11 protein-coding genes and 1 tRNA gene are annotated in these 18,566 nt (G+C 67.6%); 3 read left to right on the top strand and 9 right to left on the bottom strand.

Annotated elements, in window-relative coordinates; translation table 11 throughout:
• Positions 1 to 5: 5 nt before the first annotated feature.
• The 9 genes from AC1VVG_RS24685 to fdnG form a co-directional block, all read right to left on the bottom strand.
• The gene (locus AC1VVG_RS24685; protein ID WP_482836510.1) at positions 6 to 4,010 is read right to left on the bottom strand and encodes a TOMM system kinase/cyclase fusion protein; all 4,005 of its coding nucleotides are present in this window, start codon (positions 4,008 to 4,010) and stop codon (positions 6 to 8) included.
• A gap of 17 nt (positions 4,011 to 4,027) precedes the next feature.
• Complete coding sequence (locus tag AC1VVG_RS24680; RefSeq protein WP_124609409.1) at positions 4,028 to 5,029, bottom strand: FHA domain-containing protein; 1,002 nt, start codon at positions 5,027 to 5,029, stop codon at positions 4,028 to 4,030.
• 794 nt (positions 5,030 to 5,823) lie between these two features.
• A tRNA-Sec gene (locus AC1VVG_RS24675) sits at positions 5,824 to 5,919 on the bottom strand.
• 30 nt (positions 5,920 to 5,949) lie between these two features.
• A complete protein-coding gene (selB, locus tag AC1VVG_RS24670; RefSeq protein WP_175028754.1) occupies positions 5,950 to 7,875 on the bottom strand; it encodes a selenocysteine-specific translation elongation factor in 1,926 nt (641 codons plus the stop codon).
• A complete protein-coding gene (gene selA / locus AC1VVG_RS24665) occupies positions 7,872 to 9,311 on the bottom strand; it encodes an L-seryl-tRNA(Sec) selenium transferase (protein WP_482836508.1) in 1,440 nt (479 codons plus the stop codon). Before selA ends, selB begins: the two co-directional genes overlap by 4 nt.
• Positions 9,312 to 9,385: 74 nt before the next feature.
• Complete coding sequence (gene fdhE, locus AC1VVG_RS24660; RefSeq protein ID WP_197423874.1) at positions 9,386 to 10,321, bottom strand: formate dehydrogenase accessory protein FdhE; 936 nt, start codon at positions 10,319 to 10,321, stop codon at positions 9,386 to 9,388.
• 109 nt (positions 10,322 to 10,430) lie between these two features.
• On the bottom strand, positions 10,431 to 11,057 hold the full coding sequence (locus AC1VVG_RS24655; protein ID WP_482836506.1) for a formate dehydrogenase subunit gamma: 627 nt from the start codon (positions 11,055 to 11,057) through the stop codon (positions 10,431 to 10,433).
• The gene (fdxH, locus tag AC1VVG_RS24650) at positions 11,054 to 11,968 is read right to left on the bottom strand and encodes a formate dehydrogenase subunit beta (protein WP_034185837.1); all 915 of its coding nucleotides are present in this window, start codon (positions 11,966 to 11,968) and stop codon (positions 11,054 to 11,056) included. Before fdxH ends, AC1VVG_RS24655 begins: the two co-directional genes overlap by 4 nt.
• A 10-nt stretch (positions 11,969 to 11,978) precedes the next feature.
• Positions 11,979 to 15,050, bottom strand: a complete 3,072-nt coding sequence (gene fdnG, locus AC1VVG_RS24645; RefSeq protein WP_482836504.1) for a formate dehydrogenase-N subunit alpha — start codon at positions 15,048 to 15,050, stop codon at positions 11,979 to 11,981.
• A gap of 142 nt (positions 15,051 to 15,192) precedes the next feature.
• On the opposite strand from fdnG, the gene AC1VVG_RS24640 reads away from it, so the two are divergent.
• The 3 genes from AC1VVG_RS24640 (at position 15,193) to AC1VVG_RS24630 (ending at position 18,535) form a co-directional block, all read left to right on the top strand.
• Positions 15,193 to 16,131 carry a YihY/virulence factor BrkB family protein gene (locus AC1VVG_RS24640; protein WP_069705112.1) on the top strand — a complete coding sequence of 313 codons (939 nt, stop codon included), beginning with the start codon at positions 15,193 to 15,195 and terminating at the stop codon, positions 16,129 to 16,131.
• Positions 16,132 to 16,516: 385 nt separating this feature from the next.
• Positions 16,517 to 17,674, top strand: coding sequence for a porin (locus AC1VVG_RS24635; RefSeq protein WP_034185834.1), 1,158 nt, complete (start codon positions 16,517 to 16,519; stop codon positions 17,672 to 17,674).
• A gap of 387 nt (positions 17,675 to 18,061) precedes the next feature.
• Positions 18,062 to 18,535 carry a VOC family protein gene (locus AC1VVG_RS24630; RefSeq protein ID WP_059558330.1) on the top strand — a complete coding sequence of 158 codons (474 nt, stop codon included), beginning with the start codon at positions 18,062 to 18,064 and terminating at the stop codon, positions 18,533 to 18,535.
• Positions 18,536 to 18,566 lie beyond the last annotated feature (31 nt).

Genomic DNA, 18,566 nt, shown 5'->3' with positions numbered 1-18,566 from the left:
ACCACTTACGGCAACGACTGCAACAGCGTTCCGGCGAGCCTGGCGACGCGGCCCATGCCCGCCGCTGTTGCAATTTCGACTGCGCGCCGGCACGCGTCCAGCGCGGCCACGCCGCCGCATCGCGGATCGGCCAGGCGCAAGTATTCGCATTTCTTCATCAGCAGTTGCGCTTCGTAATAGCGCTCCCCGGTCGATTCGCACCGTGCGAGGCATTCGTCGATCCGGGCAAGCGCGGCGCCGTACTCGCCGCGCGCGGCATCCAGTTCCGCCAGCAGCGACGCGTAGTAGGTCAGCCCGAGCCGCCCGCCCGATCGCCGCTGCGCGTCGAGATGCTCGACGACACCCGCGCGATCCCCGGTCGCCCACGCACGAATGATCGCCGCGTAGTGCTCGACCGCGCGCAGCCGGTGAATCTCCGACAGGCGCAGAATCGCGTCCGACAGCGCGAGCGCCGCATCGCGATCGCCCGCAAGCTGGTACGTGCGCGCGAGGTACATCATCGTGACGCCGAGCGTCGGCAAATGGTCGAGGCAGGTCGCGCAATACACCGCGTCGTGCGCCATCGCGAGCGCGGCACGCGGATCGTCGTCCATGCACCAGCGCACGCTTGCGAGCGACGCCATCGTCCATGCACGCGTATCGAGCCCGAGGATGCGCCGGTGGTTCGCGTCGCGCCGCACGTCGTAGCCCGCGAGCACCGCCTCGAACGCGGCGCGGGCGCGCGCATAGTGACCGTCGACCCACAGGCTCATGCCGCGCATCGCGTCCGCCGCGACCCGAACGCCGGCATCGCCGCGCTCGGTCGCGAGCGCGTCGAGCCGCAAGCCGATCCCGCGCACGGTGGGACGGTCGCCCGCGACGTGGTAGTAGGTCGACAAGGTCCACAGCGCGCTGATCTCGAGCCCCGGGTCGTCGAGCGTCCGCACCTGCCGCAGCAGCAGCTCGGCATGCTCGCGCACCTGCGGGTCCGCCCAGCCGAACCGTGCCATCGTCGCGTGCGTCAGCGTCGTGCGGATGCGTGCGCTGTCGTGTTCGCGTTGCGCGTAGTCGGCATTGCCGAGCCATTCGAACACGGCTTGCCCGTAGCGGATCGCGTCGTCGTACCGCGCGCCCTCGAGCGCACGGCGCGCCGCGTCGATGCCGTGCGCGATCGCGTCGGCCAGGGCACCCGCGCGCGCGAAGTGCCCGGCGACACCGAACGTGTGCGCACCGGCGCCCCGATCGGCTTCCGCGATCAATGCGCGGCCGACCCGCGCATGGTTGCCGCGCCGCACGGCGGGCGGCATCGATTCATAGGCCGCGTCGCGGATCAACGCGTGGCGGAATGCATAGAACACCCGATCGCGCCGATGTTGCGCGTACACGATCCGCTCTTCGAGCAGCAGCCGCAGATGCCCGTCGAGCGTGGTCCGATCGTGCGGCGATGCATCGGCGAGCAATTGCGCATCCACCTCGAGCCCGATGGTCGCGGCGAGCTGCGCGGTGTCGCGCGCATCGTCGATCCGGTCGAACGCGAGACCGAGCATGCCGCCGAGACTCAGCGGAAGCGGAAAGGGATCCGTTGCCCGCGGCCCCGCGAGCGCGCCGTCCGCGCCGCTCGTCGTCAACTCGCGCGCGACGGCCTCGATGAACAACGGGATGCCGGCCGTGCGGCGGGCAAGCGGGTCGAGCCAGGCCGGATCGGGCACGCCCTGCCCGAGGTACGCCGACATCAGGCGCTGCGCGTCGGCACGCGGCAGGCGGCGCAGCACCAGGCGCTCGGTCGCGGCGCGCCACCGGCCAAGCTTCTCGGGGCGTGACGTGAAGACGACGGCGAGCGCCGCCGCGCGCGGCGAGCGCTGCAGGTAGGCGAGAAAATCCTCGGTCGCGCGGTCGATCCACTGGACGTCCTCGACGACGAGCAGCACCGGCGCGCCGTTGCCGAGCGACACGATCAACTGTTCGAGGACGTCGAACAGCGCGTGCCGTTCGCGTACGCTCGACCACAGGAACCCCTTCGCATCGCACGGCAGCCCCAGCCAGGTGGCGAGCGCGGCGCGGGCCGCCGCATGATCGCACTCGAGCGGCGCGATCATCGTGTCGATCGCGTCGAGCGCGCCGCCGGCCGGACTGTCGGCGTCGATATGCCAATGCGCGCCGATGAACCTCAGGACCGGAAACAACGCATGATTCTCGCGCTCCGGCAGGCACCCGCAATGCGCGAACGCGTGGCCCTGGATCCGCACGGCCTCGCACAGCTCGTGCACGAGGCGCGACTTGCCGATTCCCGCTTCACCGACGACGAGCCGCGGCACGCCGTGCGGCGCAGGCTCGCCGCGCATCGCGCGACGGTATCGCGCGAGCGTCTCCTGCCAATGGCGCAACAGCGCGTCGAGCTCGTGGGTGCGGCCGACCATCGGTACCCGCACGCCGGTGTCGAGCGAATCGAACGGCGTATCGGCGCGACGCTCGCCGAGCAATTCATGGACCGGCTGCGGCAGAAGGCCCGCGCGCGCCAGCCGCAACGCGGTCGGCCGATGGTCGGCATGCCGATCGAGCGCGAGCCGCGCATCGTCGCTGACCAGGATCTGCCCGGGTCCGGCGAGCCTCAACAATCGCGACGCCGCGGCGGGCGTCGATACGCCCGACATGTGCGATGCATGCGCGAGCACCTGCCCGACGTGAATCGCGGCGGCCACTTCGACCCGCCAGCCGTCGCCGCCGCCGATGCCGCCGGCCGTCGCCGGTACCGGCAGCCGCGCGCGCTCGGCCACCCGCACCATGTCGAGCGCCGCGCGCGCCGCGCGGCGGGCGGGCCGGTCGATGTCGCCCTGCAAGCCGAAATGGAACAGCAGCGTATCGCCGAGCCGCCCGCCCGCGTGCGCGCCGTAGCCGATGGCGATGTCGGCGCACTTGGTCAGCCATTGCTCCTCGTAGCCGTCGAGCAGGTCGCCATGATCGGCTCCCGCGTGGCGTTGCCGGCCCTCCCCGGCAATCGCCACGCAACAGCACAGCGTGGTGACCTGCCGGTACTCGCCGGCCGCCGCGATCGTGTCGCCGCGCGGCGCGAACGGGTGCGGGCGCAGCTGCCGGCCTGCACGGCCGGCGTCGAACTGGCCGACGAGCGCCGCGAAGTTCAGCGCGCGGAACTGCCGCGCCAGTTCGTCGGCCGACGCGGCGCGCTGCTCCGGATTCTTGTTCAGCGCGCGCCGCAGCACCGCGCCGAGCGGATGCGACGCGATCGACGGCGGGAGCGCGACATCCACCGGGCTGAGCTGCTGATAAAGAATGTCGGCCACGCTCGCGCCGTGCATGACGACATTGCCCGTCAGGCATTCGATCACGACCAGGCCCCATGCATAGAGGTCGCTTCTCGGCGTCGGCAGCTCGTTGCGCAGTTGCTCGGGCGCGCAATACGACGGCGAACCGAGCACCTCGGTCGCCAGCGTCGCGGTCTGGCGCGCGACGTCTTCGGCGCCGGGCAGCAATGCGCCGATGCCGAAATCGAGCAGCTTCGCGTGCGGCCCGTCATCGGCGATCGCGATCACGATGTTCTGCGGTTTCAGGTCCCGATGCACGATGCCGCGCCGATGCGCGGCCGCGAGCGCGTCGAGCACTTCCGTCATCAGGCGCCCGGTGTCGACGGCCGACAGCGGCCCCTGCGCCGCGAGCCGGTCGCGCACAGTCAGGCCCTGCACCAGCTCGAATACCGCGAACAGCCGCCCGTCCGGCGCTTCCCCCCGGTCCAGCAGCGCCACGATGTTCGGGTGCCGCAGCGCTTCGCACAGGCTCGTCTCGCGCCGAAAGCGCGCGCGCTGGTGCGCGCGCTCCGACGCGGTCCGCGCGGCATCGTCGCGCATCAGCTTGATCGCGACCGCCTGCCCCGTTTCGCCGCAGGTCGCGCGAAACACCACGCCGTTGCCGCCTTCGCCAAGCAGCGGGCCGAGCCGGTAGTGCCGCTTGCCGGCAAGCTCGGCGAAAGGCGCGACGGGCTGCCGCGATTCGGGCGTGCGGGACACGGTCGGCAACATGGCCTGTTCCCCCGCGCTCACGAGTAATGGACGACCGGGCCCGACACGGGACGAAGTGCGCCGATACGCAGCGCGACGCCCGGCACCGACTGGCATTCGAGATGCTCGCCGCGCATGATGCGGAACGGAAAATCGCCGAAGCGGACGCTGCCGCGCCGGCGCTCGACGAGCTGGCTCGCGTCGAGCCCCGGCAGCGCCGCGAACTGGCTGCGCGCGCGGTGAATCTGCACGTTGACATGGGACGGATCGATACCCAGCATGTGCGCCAGCCGGCCGAGGTCGATCCAGCCTTGCGAGACGGCGTCGTAGCCGGCCTGCATGTCGGCCGAGCGGGCACGCGCAAGCGTGACGAGGCTGTAGTGATGAGCCCGTTCGCCGAGGTCGACCACGCCGCCGCGCACGTGCAGCAGCATGCGCACGTGCTCTTCGTTGCGGCTGACGAAAAATTCGAGCAGATGCCCCGGCAGGGCGGGATCGGCGGGCGCGGCGAGCATCATCGTCGAGCCGCGGCTCACGAGCGTCACGCACCACGTGCAGTCGCCGCTCGACACTTCGTCGCCGTCATGGAGCGTGCGTGGCGGCAACGTATCGTCGCACAGCCATTCGCCGGCCGCCGACCGGACGATCGTGATCGGCCGCGCGGCACGGGCAGGCAAGGTCTGGCTCGGCGCAAGCACGATCGGCGGCGCGGCGCCGCGTATCGGCCACAGCGTATCGGCCGGATCGTCGAGCGCATCGACGCGCCACGGCGCGGTACCGGCCTGGCCGAACCGGATCACGTCGCCGGGCCGCAGCACCGCGTGCTCGCCGTCGCGCAACGGCACGCCCGATACCGACGTGCCGTTGCTGCTGTGATCGTGCAGTTCCCACAGACCGCCGCTCCAGCGGATATGGGCATGGACCCGGGACACCGATGCGTCCCGGATGACCGTATCGCAGCGCGCGGCATCGCGGCCGAACACGTGATACGCGCGCAGCAGGCACGCTTCCCCGGAAGAATCGTTCTTGAGTATCGCCATGACCGCCCCGTGTCGGATTCACCCGGATCGATGGCGTGACGCATCGACATTGCCGGGCAAGCGATTGATTCACCAATTGCGAACGATGCCGCCTGTTCGCCGCCTCTTCACTTTTCTTGTCGTCTTTCCGTCAAACCGTCGCTCATCCGGAACGTGTCATTTACGTTAATTGAATTATCGACCGCTTTGTTTTTTAGGACCGGGCAACGTGATGAAAATCCTGCCAAATAAAACCACGCACAGCAACCGGAATAATCAGTTCTCGATTTCGGAATGCAACGCCTTACATTGTCGACAGATTTCCGGAAAAGTTGAAGGGTCGAGCAGCGCGGCACGCACGGCGCGACGGCGTTGGCATCCTGTCCGCCCGACGTCCGACAATGCGCCCGGCCAAGCTTGCAAACCCGCGTCACAAAACCGGTCCGATCGGAATCGGGATCAAAATCAGTTTGATAGTTTCTGGAAATCGCACAATCACCATTAGCGTTTTGATTGCGATATTCTTCACTTATTCAATTATCGACGCACACCGCTTCAGTCCACGAAAGATAATCCTGCTTTACAGGCCAGGCCCACGGCAATTCACCCTTCTTTTATTTCGGGATTCGAATCGGAAAAATTCTGCGGACCCGCGACGGCAGGGATGGATTTTCCTCGTTCGCGACAAGCAACGCGTACGCCGCCTTGCCGTCACCGCTTGCTGCTCGGTGCGTGGTTCCCACGAGGAAGATTCAAGACGAGCGAATCAAGACGCGATGCGCCGTGCGGCGCGCACCGATCGCGGGGAATCGCGGTGGCGGAAGGCAGCCAGAGTCGAACTGACCCGGGAGTGTCTGACACCCCCAACCGGGTTTGAAGCCCGGCCGTACCACCGGATACGAATGCCTTCCGTGGGAAAAGAACCCAAGAACAACGAGCGCCTACGCCTGAATACCCACCCAACCGCTGTCAGGCCGCAGGTAGTGAAGATCGCGGTGGAAGCGAGTATACCCAACCCGGTCGAAGAACTCGAGAATCTGGATCGCACGCTTGCGGCCGAGCCCCGTCGCATCACGAAATGTCGCGGCATCGAGCCCGCCGCCGCGCGACGGCGCGAGATGCGCGACCAGCGCCGCCAGCTCGCGCGCGACGTCCGCGTGATAGAACAGGTCGCGCACGACCTGGTGCACGTCGCCGCGCCGCGCGAGCTTGCGCAGCAACGCGCGCACCGCGTCCTCGGCCGCGCCCGTGTCGCGCGCCAGGTCGCGCACCCACGGCGGATCGAAGCGCCCCGCCTGAATCAGCGGCAACAGTTGCCGCGCGAGTGCTTCCTCGCGCGGCTCCAGGCTCACCGAATGCGACGGCAGATGCAGCCACGGCCCGCTGCGCGCGACTTCGCCGCCGGCCACCAGCGCATCGACGAGCGCGCGCCATAGCGCATCGCCGACGAGCGGCGCGGCCATCCGCCGCAGGCGCGCGGCGTCGAGCCCCTGCTCGTCGGGCATGCGTTCGTGATACGTGCGCAGCGTGTCGATCGCCCGCGTCTGCAGCGTGCGCCAGTGCGCATGCGAAATCACCGCGCCGTCGTTCGACGCGGCGTCGCGCTGCCCGATCGCCCGCGCGTCTTCCGGCAACGCCAGCGCATTCGGCGCGAAGCCCGTCAGATGCGTGAGCGTTGCGCGCGCAATGCCGAGCGGAGCCTGCGCGAGCAGCGCATCGAGACGCCCTTCGTCGAGCCACGCGGCCAGCGCATCGAGCCACGCGCGGCGGGCAGGCGTACGACGCTTGCGGGCCGGCCCGAACGGATCGAGCACCCGGCCGCCGCCGACGGTGCGCGTCGCCTGCGGATTACGGACGATGAACCGGTCGCCCGGCAGCGCGAACACCGGTTCGTCGAACACCAGTTGCACGCGCATCCGTTGGCCGGCCGCGAGCGTGTCGCCGTCGAGCAGCGCGACATGGGCGACGCGGTGCAGCGTGCCGAGATGCACGTGCAGCGGCGCCCAGTGCGTGAGCGACAGCCCTGCATCCGCGAGCAGCGTCAGCTCGACGTCCAGACGCGGCGACGTCGCGGCGAGCCGCGCATCGGCGACGGTATCGCCGCGCTCGACGTCGGCCTTGTCGACACCGGCCAGATTCAGCGCGCACCGTTCGCCCGCGCGGCCGATCTCGACCGGCCGGTTCTGCGCATGGATGCTGCGCACACGCGCCGCGCCGCCGGTACGCACGATCGCGAGCGTGTCGCCCGTCGCGACGCGGCCCGCGAACGCGGTGCCCGTCACGACCGTGCCCTGCCCCGCGAGCGTGAACACGCGGTCGACCGCGAGCCGGAACAGCCCGTCGTCGCGGCGCGCGCGCCACGCGATCGCCGCGTCGGCCAGGTGACGCTTCAACGCGGCGACACCCGGATCGTCCGCTGCCGTCGCCTGCGTTTCGAAGATCGGCACGCCGGCCAGCGTCGAGTCGTGCAGCCACGCGGCGATCTCGTCGCGCACCTCGGCCACACGCTCGCCGTCGACGCGATCGCATTTGGTCAGCGCGACGGCACCATGCGTGACGCCGAGCAGTTGCAGGATCGCGAGATGCTCGCGCGTCTGCGGCATCACGCCGTCGTCGGCGGCAATCACGAGCAGCGCGAAGTCGATCCCGCACGCGCCCGCCGCCATCGTATGAATCAGCTTCTCGTGGCCCGGCACGTCGATCAGGCCGAGCACGTCGCCGTTGTCGAGCGGCGTATACGCGTAACCGAGCTCGATCGAAATCCCGCGCGCCTTCTCTTCCTTCAGGCGGTCGGTATCGACGCCCGTCAGCGCGCGCACCAGCGTCGTCTTGCCGTGGTCGATGTGTCCCGCGGTCCCGACGATCATGCAGCGGGCCCCGCCAGCGGCGAGCATTGCGCGACGAGCGCCGCTTCGTCGGCGGCTTCGAGGCAGCGCAGGTCGAGCCGCAGCGCGTTGTCCGCGATGCGGCCGATCACCGGACGCGGCCATTCGCGCAACCGCTTCTCGAGCTGCACGAGCGCACGGCCGCCGCGCTTGCCGTCCGCCGTGCGCACGACGAGCCCGGCACTCGGCAACTGGTCGACCGGCAGCGCGCCGCTGCCGATCTGGCTGAACATCGGCTCGACCGTCACGTCGAAACCGCTGCCGAGCGCGGCCTGCAATACCGGGCGCACGCGCTCGGCCGCTTCGGCGATCTCGCGCTGCGGCCGCGTCAGCAGACGCAGCGTCGTGAGCCGGTCGCGCAGGAACTCGGGCGACTGGTACAGGCGCAGCACGGGTTCGAGCGCCGCGAGCGTCAGCTTGCCGACGCGCAGCGCGCGCTTGAGCGGGTGTTTCTTGATCTTCGCGATCAGCGCGCGGTCGCCGACGATCAGGCCGGCCTGCGGCCCGCCGAGCAGTTTGTCGCCGCTGAACGTGACAACGTTTGCCCCGGCGGCGACGGTTTCCTGCACGGTCGTTTCATGCGGCAGCCCCCATTGCGACAGGTCGGCAAGCGTGCCGCTGCCGAGATCGACGGCGACCGGCACGCCGCGCTCGCGCGCGAGCGGCGCGAGTTCGGCGAGCGTCGCCTCCTTCGTGAAGCCGCTGATCGCGTAGTTGCTGCAGTGCACCTTCATCAGCAGCGCCGTGCGCGGGCCGATCGCGTCCGCGTAGTCGCGCAGGTGCGTGCGATTGGTCGTGCCGACCTCGCGCAGCTTCGCGCCGGCGCGGCTCATGATGTCGGGAATGCGGAATGCGCCGCCGATCTCGACCAGCTCGCCGCGCGACACGACGACTTCCCGCTTCGTCGCAAGCGCCGACAGCGTCAGCAATACGGCCGCCGCGTTGTTGTTGACGACGGTCGCGGCTTCCGCACCCGTCAGTTCGCACAGCAAAGCGTCGATCAGGTCGTCGCGATCACCGCGGCGGCCCGTGGCCAGATCGAATTCGAGGTTGACGGGCTGCGTGAGCGCGTCGACCACCGCGCGCACCGCGTCGTCGGGCAACAGCGCGCGCCCGAGATTCGTGTGCAGCACGGTGCCGGTCAGGTTGAACACGGCACGCACGGCGCCCGTGCTCTGCGCGGCCAGCGTGCGCGCGAGGGTGGCGGCGATGCGCGGCTCGTCGAGCGGCTCGGCTGCGGCCGGATCGTGCTGCGCGGCGGTGCGCCAACGCTCCAGTTCGGCGCGCACGGCGTTCAATACGCGCGTGCGGCCATAGTCCGCGATCAGCGGTTGCAACGGTGCCGACGACAGCACGCGCTCGACGGACGGCACGCGCGCCAGCACCGCATTCAATTCCTTCACACCCGGTTCGGTCACGTCGTTGTGGCTCCAGTCTCATGCTTCGCAGTCGGCCGGCGCCGGCGCTCGCGCGCCGCCCCCGGCCCGTGCCGTCAGTCCGCTTCCCGCGCGACGTCCGGCCACAGCAGCGGGTTCGGCGAACTGCGCTGATAGCCGGCCTCGTTCATCAGCAGGTCGAGCGTGAGACTGGCGAGATCGTCCGCCAGCGGCTCGAACTCGTAGTCCTTCTCCTGATAGCCGATCTTGCGATAGGTCTTGCACTCGTCGCACGACTCGGCCTTGACGGCTTCGCTGCCGCCCTCGATCCCGTGGTACGCGATGCCCTTGGTCGAATCGCAGTGCGAGCACTTCGTGCGCACCATGTGCCACTCGGTCGTGCACAGCCCGCACTGCAGGAACCGGTAGCCCTGGTACGGGCCGCCGACCCGCACGACGCTCGCGACCGGATGCGTGCCGCACACGGGGCACAGCCCCGGCTGGTCGAGATACGGGACATCGGCCGGCGTCACGCGGCTCGCGAGGTCCGTCCAGACCACCTGCAGCGCGGCCATCAGGAACGGCGCGGTGGCCGGGTCGACTTCGGCGAAGCGCAGCGCGAGAATCGCGTCGGCCTGCGCGTCGAGTTCGGCGGGCGCCATCAGGCGCAACCGGTCGAGCAGTTTCGCGAGCTGCGGATTGACGAGCCCGGCGCCTTCGACGCGGTCGAGCAGTTCGTACAGCACGGCACGCCAGCGCGCGTCGCGCTCGCCGTCGAGCGCCGGCAAGAGCGGCATCGAGTGCTCCTGCGCACGCGCGATCGCTTCCTTCGACGGCAGCGGCAGGTCCAGCGTCTGCAGCGTGGCATGCTGCGCGTCGGCGACGGTGGCCATCAGCCGCAGGTAGCCGCTGATCGGGTTCAGGTCGGCAAGCTTGCGCAGCCGCGCGGCGCGCGCCGCGAACGCGGTCGCGCGCTCCGGCAGGCGAAAGCGCGGAATGGCCGAATGATCGAGTGCCGAGATCTCGGTCGGTTCGAGAATGCGTTGTGTCACAGAAATGTCTTCCAAAAAAACAAGCGCCGACGCATCGGCGCTTTCGGGCAGTTCCGGCGAAGGCGCGGAGCGGCCCGCCGCGATCGGCGAGGCGCTCCGCTCCAGTGCGTTATTTCACGCTTTCACGGAACCACTTCGGGTGATGCTTGCGGGCCCAGCCCAGCGTGACGGTGCCGCGCACCATCGCGCCGATCGAGCCCTTCACCCACAACGCTGCGTAAATGTGCACGATGATGCTCGCGATCAGCACGAAGGCCGCCACGGCATGCACGACAGCGGCCGCGCGGATCACCCCGATCGGGAAGTAGAACGAGAAGTAGCGCCGCCAGATCACGACTCCCGACAGCAGGAGCAGCAGCAGGCACGCCACCAACGTAAAGAATAGCAGCTTCTGCCCGGCGTTATAGCGCCCGACAGGCGGCAGCTTGTCTTCCTGGTTGGTCAGCACGTCGCCGATCTGCTTCAGCCACTGGCGATCGTCCACGTCGAGCGTGTTGTGGTGCCAGAAGCGCACGACGAGGATCGCGAACGACACGAACATCACGAGCCCGACGAACGGATGCAGGATCCGCGTCCACTGGCCGCCGCCGAACAGCGCGGTCAGCCAGAACATCGACGGATGGAACAGCGCGAGCCCGGACAGCGCGAGCAGCACGAACGTAATCGCGGTGATCCAGTGGTTCGTGCGCTCGTTCGCCGAGTAGCGGACGATCAGGTTGGGGTCGTCGTGGTTCATTTCGCGTCCTCCTTGATGCGTCGCGCCTCGTCGCGCGCGGCCGATTCTTCCTCTTCGCTCACCTCGTTCGGACCGACCCGGACATAGTGGAAGAACCCGGCAAGCGCGGTCAGCGCGAGGCCGGCGACCGCGAGCGGTTTCGCGATGCCCTTCCACAGCTTCACCATCGGGCTGATCGACGGGTTGTCGGGCAGCCCGTGGTACAGCGACGGTTTGTCGGCGTGGTGCAGCACGTACATCACGTGCGTACCGCCGACGCCCTGCGGGTCGTACAACCCCGCATGCTCGAAGCCGCGCTCCTTCAGGTCCTCGATCCGCTCGGCCGCGTGCTGCTTCATGTCCTCCTTGGTGCCGAACACGATCGCGCCGGTCGGGCAGGTCTTCACGCAGGCCGGTTCCTGGCCGACCGCGACGCGGTCGGAACAGAGCGTGCACTTGTACGCGCGATGATCCTTCTTCGAGATCCGCGGAACGTTGAACGGGCAACCGGTCACGCAATAGCCGCAACCGATGCAGTTCTCCTCGTGGAAGTCGACGATCCCGTTGTTGTACTGCACGATCGCGCCCGGCGACGGACACGCCTTCAGGCAGCCCGGATCCTCGCAGTGCATGCAGCCGTCCTTGCGGATCAGCCACTCGAGGTCGCCCGCCGGGTTCTCGTATTCGGAGAACCGCATGACCGTCCACGAATGCTCGGTCAGGTCGGCCGGGTTGTCGTACACGCCGACGTTGGTGCCGACCTCGTCACGCAGGTCGTTCCATTCCATGCACGCCGTCTGGCATGCCTTGCAGCCGATGCACTTCGATACGTCGATCAGCTTCGCGACGCTCCCGGTCACCGGTTCGCGCACCGTGGGCGGTGGCGTCGTGGTGGCCGAGACGCGCTTGATATCCAGCGATTGCAATGCCATCTCTTTCCCCTTACGCCTTTTCGACCTTCACCAGGAACGACTTGAATTCCGGTGTGTACGAGTTGCCGTCACCCACGGACGGAGTCAGGGTATTGGCGAGATAGCCGGGCTTCGTCAGACCCTTGAAGCCCCAGTGCAACGGGACGCCGACCGTCTGGACCTTCTTGCCGTCGACCGTCAGCGGCTTGATCCGCTTCGTGACGAGGGCGACCGCGATGATGTAGCCGCGCTTGGACGACACCTTCACGCGCTCGCCGTGCGCGACGCCGACTTCCTTCGCGAGGTCTTCGCCGATCTCGACGAATTGCTCGGGCTGGATGATCGAGTTCAGCCGCGCATGCTTGGTCCAGTAGTGGAAATGCTCGGTCAGCCGGTACGTCGTCGCCACGTGCGGGAACTCCACCGCCTTGCCGAACGACGCGCGGTCGTCCGCGAACACGCGGGCAGCCGGGTTGTTCAGCGCCTGCGGGTTGTTCGGGTGCAGCGGGTTCGCGTCGAGCGGCGTCTCGAACGGCTCGTAGTGCTCGGGGAACGGACCTTCGTTCATCCCCGCGCGGGCGAAGAAGCGCGCCACGCCTTCCGGGTTCATGATGAACGGCCCCATCCCGTTTTCGGGCGGCTCGTCCGCCTTGAAGTCCGGCACGTCGGCGCCCTTCCACGCGCTGCCGTTCCAGCCGATCAGCGTGCGGGTCGGGTCGAACGGCTTGCCGGCGACGTCGCACGACGCGCGGTTGTACAGGATCCGCCGGTTCGCCGGCCACGCCCACGCCCAGTTCAGCGTCTGGCCGATGCCGGTCGGGTCGGAGTTGTCGCGCCGCCCCATCTGGTTGCCGGCCTGCGTCCACGCGCCGCAGAAGATCCAGCAGCCGCTCGCGGTCGTGCCGTCGTCCTTCAATTGCGCGAACGCGGCCAGCTGCTCGCCCTTCTTCACGAGCGTCTTGGCCGGATCCTTCGGGTCGGGCAGGTCGGCGAGCGCCTTGCCGTTGAACTCCATCGCGAGCTCTTCGGGCGTCGGGCTTTCCGGGTTCGCGTACGGCCACGTCAGGTTCACGATCGGGTCCGGATACTTGCCGCCGTCCTTCTGGTACAGCTTGCGCATGCGCAGGAACAGCCCCGACATGATCTCGAGGTCGCTTTTCGCGTCGCCCGGCGGCTCCGCGCCCTTCCAGTGCCACTGCAGCACGCGGCTCGAACTCACGAGCGAGCCGTTTTCCTCCGCGAAGCACGTGGTCGGCAGACGGAACACCTCGGTCTGGATCTTCGACGCATCGACGTCGTTGTAGTCGCCGTGATGCTTCCAGAACTCGGACGTCTCGGTCGCGAGCGGATCCATGATCACGAGCCACTTCAGCTTCGCGAGGCCCGCTGCCGTCTTCACCTTCGACGGCGCCGCCGCGAGCGGGTTGAAGCCCTGGCAGATGTAGCCGTTCATCTTGCCGGCATTCATCAGCTCGATCACCTGCAGCAGGTCGTACTGCTTGTCCAGCTTCGGCAGGTAGTCGTAGCCCCAGTTGTTCTCGGCGGTCGCCGCGTCGCCCCACCACGACTTCATGAAGCTGACGTGGAACGCCTTGTAGTTCTTCCAGTAGCTCAACTGGTTCGGCCGCAGCGGCAGTTGCGTGCGCTTCTTGATGTAGCCGTCGAAATCCTGCTCGGACTGCATCGGCAGCGTCATGTAGCCCGGCAGCAGGTTCGACATCAGCCCGAGGTCGGTCAACCCCTGGATGTTCGAGTGGCCGCGCAGCGCGTTCATCCCGCCGCCGGCGATGCCGATGTTGCCGAGCAGCAACTGCACCATCGCGCCGGTGCGGATGATCTGCGCGCCGGTCGAATGGTGGGTCCAGCCGAGTGCGTACAGCACCGTGCCGGCGCGGCCGGGAACGGCCGTGGTCGCGAGCATCTCGCACACCTTCAGGAATTTCTCCTTCGGCGTGCCGCAGACCTGCTGGACCATGTCCGGCGTATAGCGCGCGTAGTGCTGCTTGAGCAGGTTGTACACGCAACGCGGATGCTGCAGCGTCGGGTCGACCTTCGCGAAGCCGTCGTCGCCGCGCTCGTAGTCCCAGCTCGATTTGTCCGGGTACGCGTGCTTCTCCGCGTCATAACCGGAGTAGATGCCGTCGTTGAACGCGAAATCCTCGCGCACGATGAACGAGAAGTCCGTGTAGTTCTTCACGTACTCGTGCTGGATCTTGTCGTTCGTCAGCAGATAGTTGATGACCCCGCCCAGGAAGACGATGTCGGTGCCGGTGCGGATCGGCGCGTAGTAATCGGCCACCGAGGCCGTACGCGTAAAGCGCGGGTCGACGACGATCAGCCGCGCCTTGCGGTGCGCCTTCGCCTCGGTTACCCACTTGAAACCGCACGGATGGGCCTCGGCTGCATTGCCGCCCATCACGAGAATCACGTCCGCGTTCTTGATGTCGACCCAATGGTTCGTCATCGCTCCACGGCCAAACGTCGGGGCAAGACCTGCCACCGTCGGGCCATGTCAGACACGCGCCTGATTGTCGAATGCGAGCATCCCGAGACTGCGGACAGTCTTGTGCGTCAGGTAGCCGACCTCGTTGCTGCCCGCCGACGCGGCCAGCATGCCGGTCGTGAGCCAGCGGTTGACCTTCGAGCCGTCTTCGGCCGTCTCGACGAAGTTCGCGTCGCGGTCGGCCTTCATCAGCTTCGCGATGCGGTCGAGCGCGTCGTTCCACGAAATCGGTTCCCACTTGTCCGAGCCGGGCGCGCGATACTCGGGGTGCGTCAGGCGGTTCGGGCTGTGGATGAAGTCGATCAGGCTGGCGCCCTTCGGGCACAGCGTGCCGCGATTGACGGGATGGTCGGGATCGCCTTCGATGTGGATGATGCTCGGCTGCGCATTCTTCGCGCCGTCTCCGAGGCTGTACATCAGGATGCCGCAACCCACTGAACAGTAAGGACAGGTGTTGCGCGTTTCGACGGTGCGCGCCAGCTTGTACTGTCGGACTTCGGCAAGCGCTTCGGACGGAGAAAAGCCCATCAGGGCAAGACTCGATCCGGCAAGCGACGTGGCCGTCACCTTCAGGAACTGGCGCCGGGACATTTGTAGCATGGCGGTCTCGGCGTTATTGTGGGGTGGGGTGAAACTGAAAGGAATTATAGACAGTTCAGGCAACTATGATCGAATCCTCGGATCAATACCGAATAATCCGATGAACCCCGACGATCCGCGCGCCGCGCACAACCGACCCGTCATGAAACGACAGATCACTTCCGAAGCAACCCGTCTCGCCCAGCAACAGGCCAACTGGGCCCTCACCGCGTTCAAGCGCTTCTCGTCCGACCGCTGCTCCGCGATGGCTGCCGGCATCGCGTTTTTCTCCGCGTTCTCGCTCGCGCCGACGCTCGTGATGGTGATCGCGGTGGCCGGCTGGTTCTACGGCGACGATGCCGCGCGCGGCCAGGTATTCGAGCAGGCGCACCAGCTGATCGGCGACGACGCGGCGGCCAGCATCCAGACCATCGTGCAGAACGCGCACCGCGCGGGCGAGCGCGGCGGGCTGGCCACGCTGATCTCGTTCGCCGCGCTCGCGATCGGCGCGTCGGCCACGTTCGCGTCGCTCAGCGCCGCGCTCAGCGTGATCTGGCCGGCCACCGAGAACCGCTGGTCGAGCATGCTCGGGCTCGTGCGCGTGCGGCTGATCTCGTTCGGACTCGTGCTCGGCGTCGCGTTCCTGCTGATCGTGTCGCTCGTGCTCGATACCGCGATCACGTTCGTCGGCACCTGGCTGCTGGGCAATTCGCCGTATGTGGTCGTCACCAACCTCGTGCAGTTCTTCGTCGGCATCGCGGTGCTCGCGGCCGCGTTCGCGTCGTTGATGAAGTTCCTGCCCGATGCGCGCGTCGCGTGGCGCGACGCCGCGGTCGGCGGCATCGTGTCGGCGATCCTGTTCTCCGGCGGCAAGAAGCTGTTCGCGCTGTACCTCGCGCATGCGGGCACGGCCAGCGCATTCGGCGCGGCCGGATCGTTCGCGGTCCTGCTGATGTGGCTGTACTTCTCCGCGATCGTGCTGCTGCTCGGCGCGGAATTCGCGGCGGCGCGCGGCAACGCGCATCGGCCGGCCGGCGCCGCGGCGGCGGCGGCCGCAGAACCGCAACCCGGTGCCGGCAACGACCTCACGCGCGGCGACTGACGGCGCCCGGCACAACGCACGCCCGCCCCTCCGCCGCCCCGCTGCCCCCGCCGCGCCCTTGCGCGGCGGACCCACGCACCTTGCGTGCCCATACGAACATTGCTGCAACGGCAAACGTTTGCACACCCTCGTTTCCATGACGGAACCCCGCAAAACAGGCACCAGGCCGTCCGGTGCATCAACTTTTGAAACAATCGCGACGCAGCAATTGTCAACTGTTTCAAAAACAGGAACAGTCGTTGATGTGCTTGATATATATGGACTTTTTCACGCTGTTACCTTTTCGAGACACTTTATTTTTTAAGCTTTCTTGCGTGTATGGCACTGAGCTATTCTCCAATCCGCAACAAATAACGATGAATCACTTGCGTGGAGAAACTCAACGATGAAGAAACTTGCTCTCTCGACCCTCTCGCTCGCCCTGCTGGGCGCTGCCGGTGCTGCTCAGGCTCAGTCGAGCGTGACGCTCTACGGCGTGATCGACACGTCGATCACGTACGTTCACGGTAACGACGGTCAAGGTAACAATTCGTGGTCGATGGGTAGCGGCAACCTGCAAGGCAGCCGCTTCGGCCTCAAGGGTTCCGAAGACCTCGGTGGCGGCCTGAAGGCGATCTTCCAGTTGGAAAACGGCTTCAACTCGGCATCGGGTGCACTGGGCCAGGGTGGCCGCATGTTCGGCCGCCAGGCTTTCGTCGGCCTGGAAAGCAGCCAGTACGGTACGCTGACGCTGGGTCGCCAGTACGACCCGCTGGTCGACCTGGTTCAGGCAGTCACGGCTGACAACTACTTCGGCAGCGTGTTCGCCACGCCGGGCGACGTCGACAACAACGACAACAGCCTGCGCGTCAGCAACGCGATCAAGTACACGTCGCCGGTCTGGGCAGGCCTGCAGGTCGAAGCGATGTACGCACTCGGCGGTGTCGCCGGCGCAACCGGCAAGGGTCAGACGTGGGCGGCAGCTGCAGCCTACAACAACGGCCCGCTCGGCCTGGCTGCTGGCTACTTCCACGCCAACAACTCGTCGCCGCTGAATGCAGTTGGCCAACGCACCGGCTGGGCCGGCACGTCGGACGCGATCTTCGACGGCTCGGGCAGCTTCATCAACAACGCGTACACGTCGGCATCGTCGATCGGGATCGCGCAAGTTGCCGGCCAGTATGCATTCGGCCCGGTGACGTTCGGCCTCGGCTACAGCAACGCACAGTACAAGGCTGACGCGAACTCGGGCTTCGGCACGAACCAGAAGTACAACACGGGTCGCGCATTCGTCACGTACCAGGCATCGGCACCGCTGCTGCTGGGCGTCGGCTACATCTACACGAAGGGTAGCGGCCAGACGGACGCCAAGTACCATCAGGTTTCGCTCGGCGCGGACTACTCGCTGTCGAAGCGCACCGACGTGTACCTGGTTGGCGCATACCAGCACGCCAGCGGCCACAACGCCGACGGCACCGATGCGCAAGCGTCGGTCGGCTCCTACGGCATCGCCGGCAAGAGCTCGCAGGAAATCGTCGCGCTCGGCCTGCGTCACAAGTTCTAAGAAGTACGTTTCCGGCGTGCACGGCGTCTCCGACGCCTTGCGCGCCGACCTGGAAAGCCAGCCCCGGTTTCGGCCGCGGCTGGCTTTTTTTCGTCCGTCTCCCGCGCGCCGGCAGCCGCTGCACGGGCCGGCGGCCGGAACCCAAGCCCCACGCACGCCGACCGGCCGGCAGCGGCGCCTGGCGGCTGCAAAGCGCCGGGAACGCCGTTTGCGGATCGCCGCGCCGGTCGCCATCCGTGCGCCGAGCGACTATCCTCCGCACTGCCGGCGCCGCTCGTCCGGTGCGATCGCAATGTGCCGCAGCGTGTCGATTTCGGCAACCGTCGTCCGTCGTGTCGATGGCGGCACGCGATTCGCGCGTCGCCCTATTCATACAGGAGATACGCCATGACGATTCAGAAGATCACGCCCTTCCTCTGGTATTCGACGGAAGCCGAAGAAGCAGCGGCCTTCTACGCCGGCATCTTTCCGGATTCGCGCATCGTGCGCGTCACGGCAGTACCCGGCACCGACGGCACACGGATGGTCGAATTCGAACTGTTCGGCCAGCCGTTCTTCGCGATGAGCCACCCGCGCACGGAGACGTTCAATCACGCGATCTCGCTGCTGGTCAGTTGCGCCGACCAGGCCGAACTCGACCGCTACTGGAACGCGCTGATCGACAACGGCGGCACGGCCGACGCCTGCGGCTGGCTGAGGGACCGTTATGGCGTGTCGTGGCAGATCGTTCCGGAAGCGCTCATCCCGATGATGGCCGACCGCGACCCGGTCAAGGCGGCGCGCGTGGCCGCGGCGATGATGCGGATGGTCAAGTTCGACGACGCCGCGTTGAAAGCCGCCTTCGCGGGCACGGCGGGCTGACGACACCCGCCGGGCTGCGGCGCATGCGTGA

This window comes from Burkholderia sp. L-4, assembly GCF_056856535.1.
The sequence above is the reverse complement of the archived record's forward strand: the minus strand, read 5'-3'. Positions and strand labels throughout refer to the sequence as shown.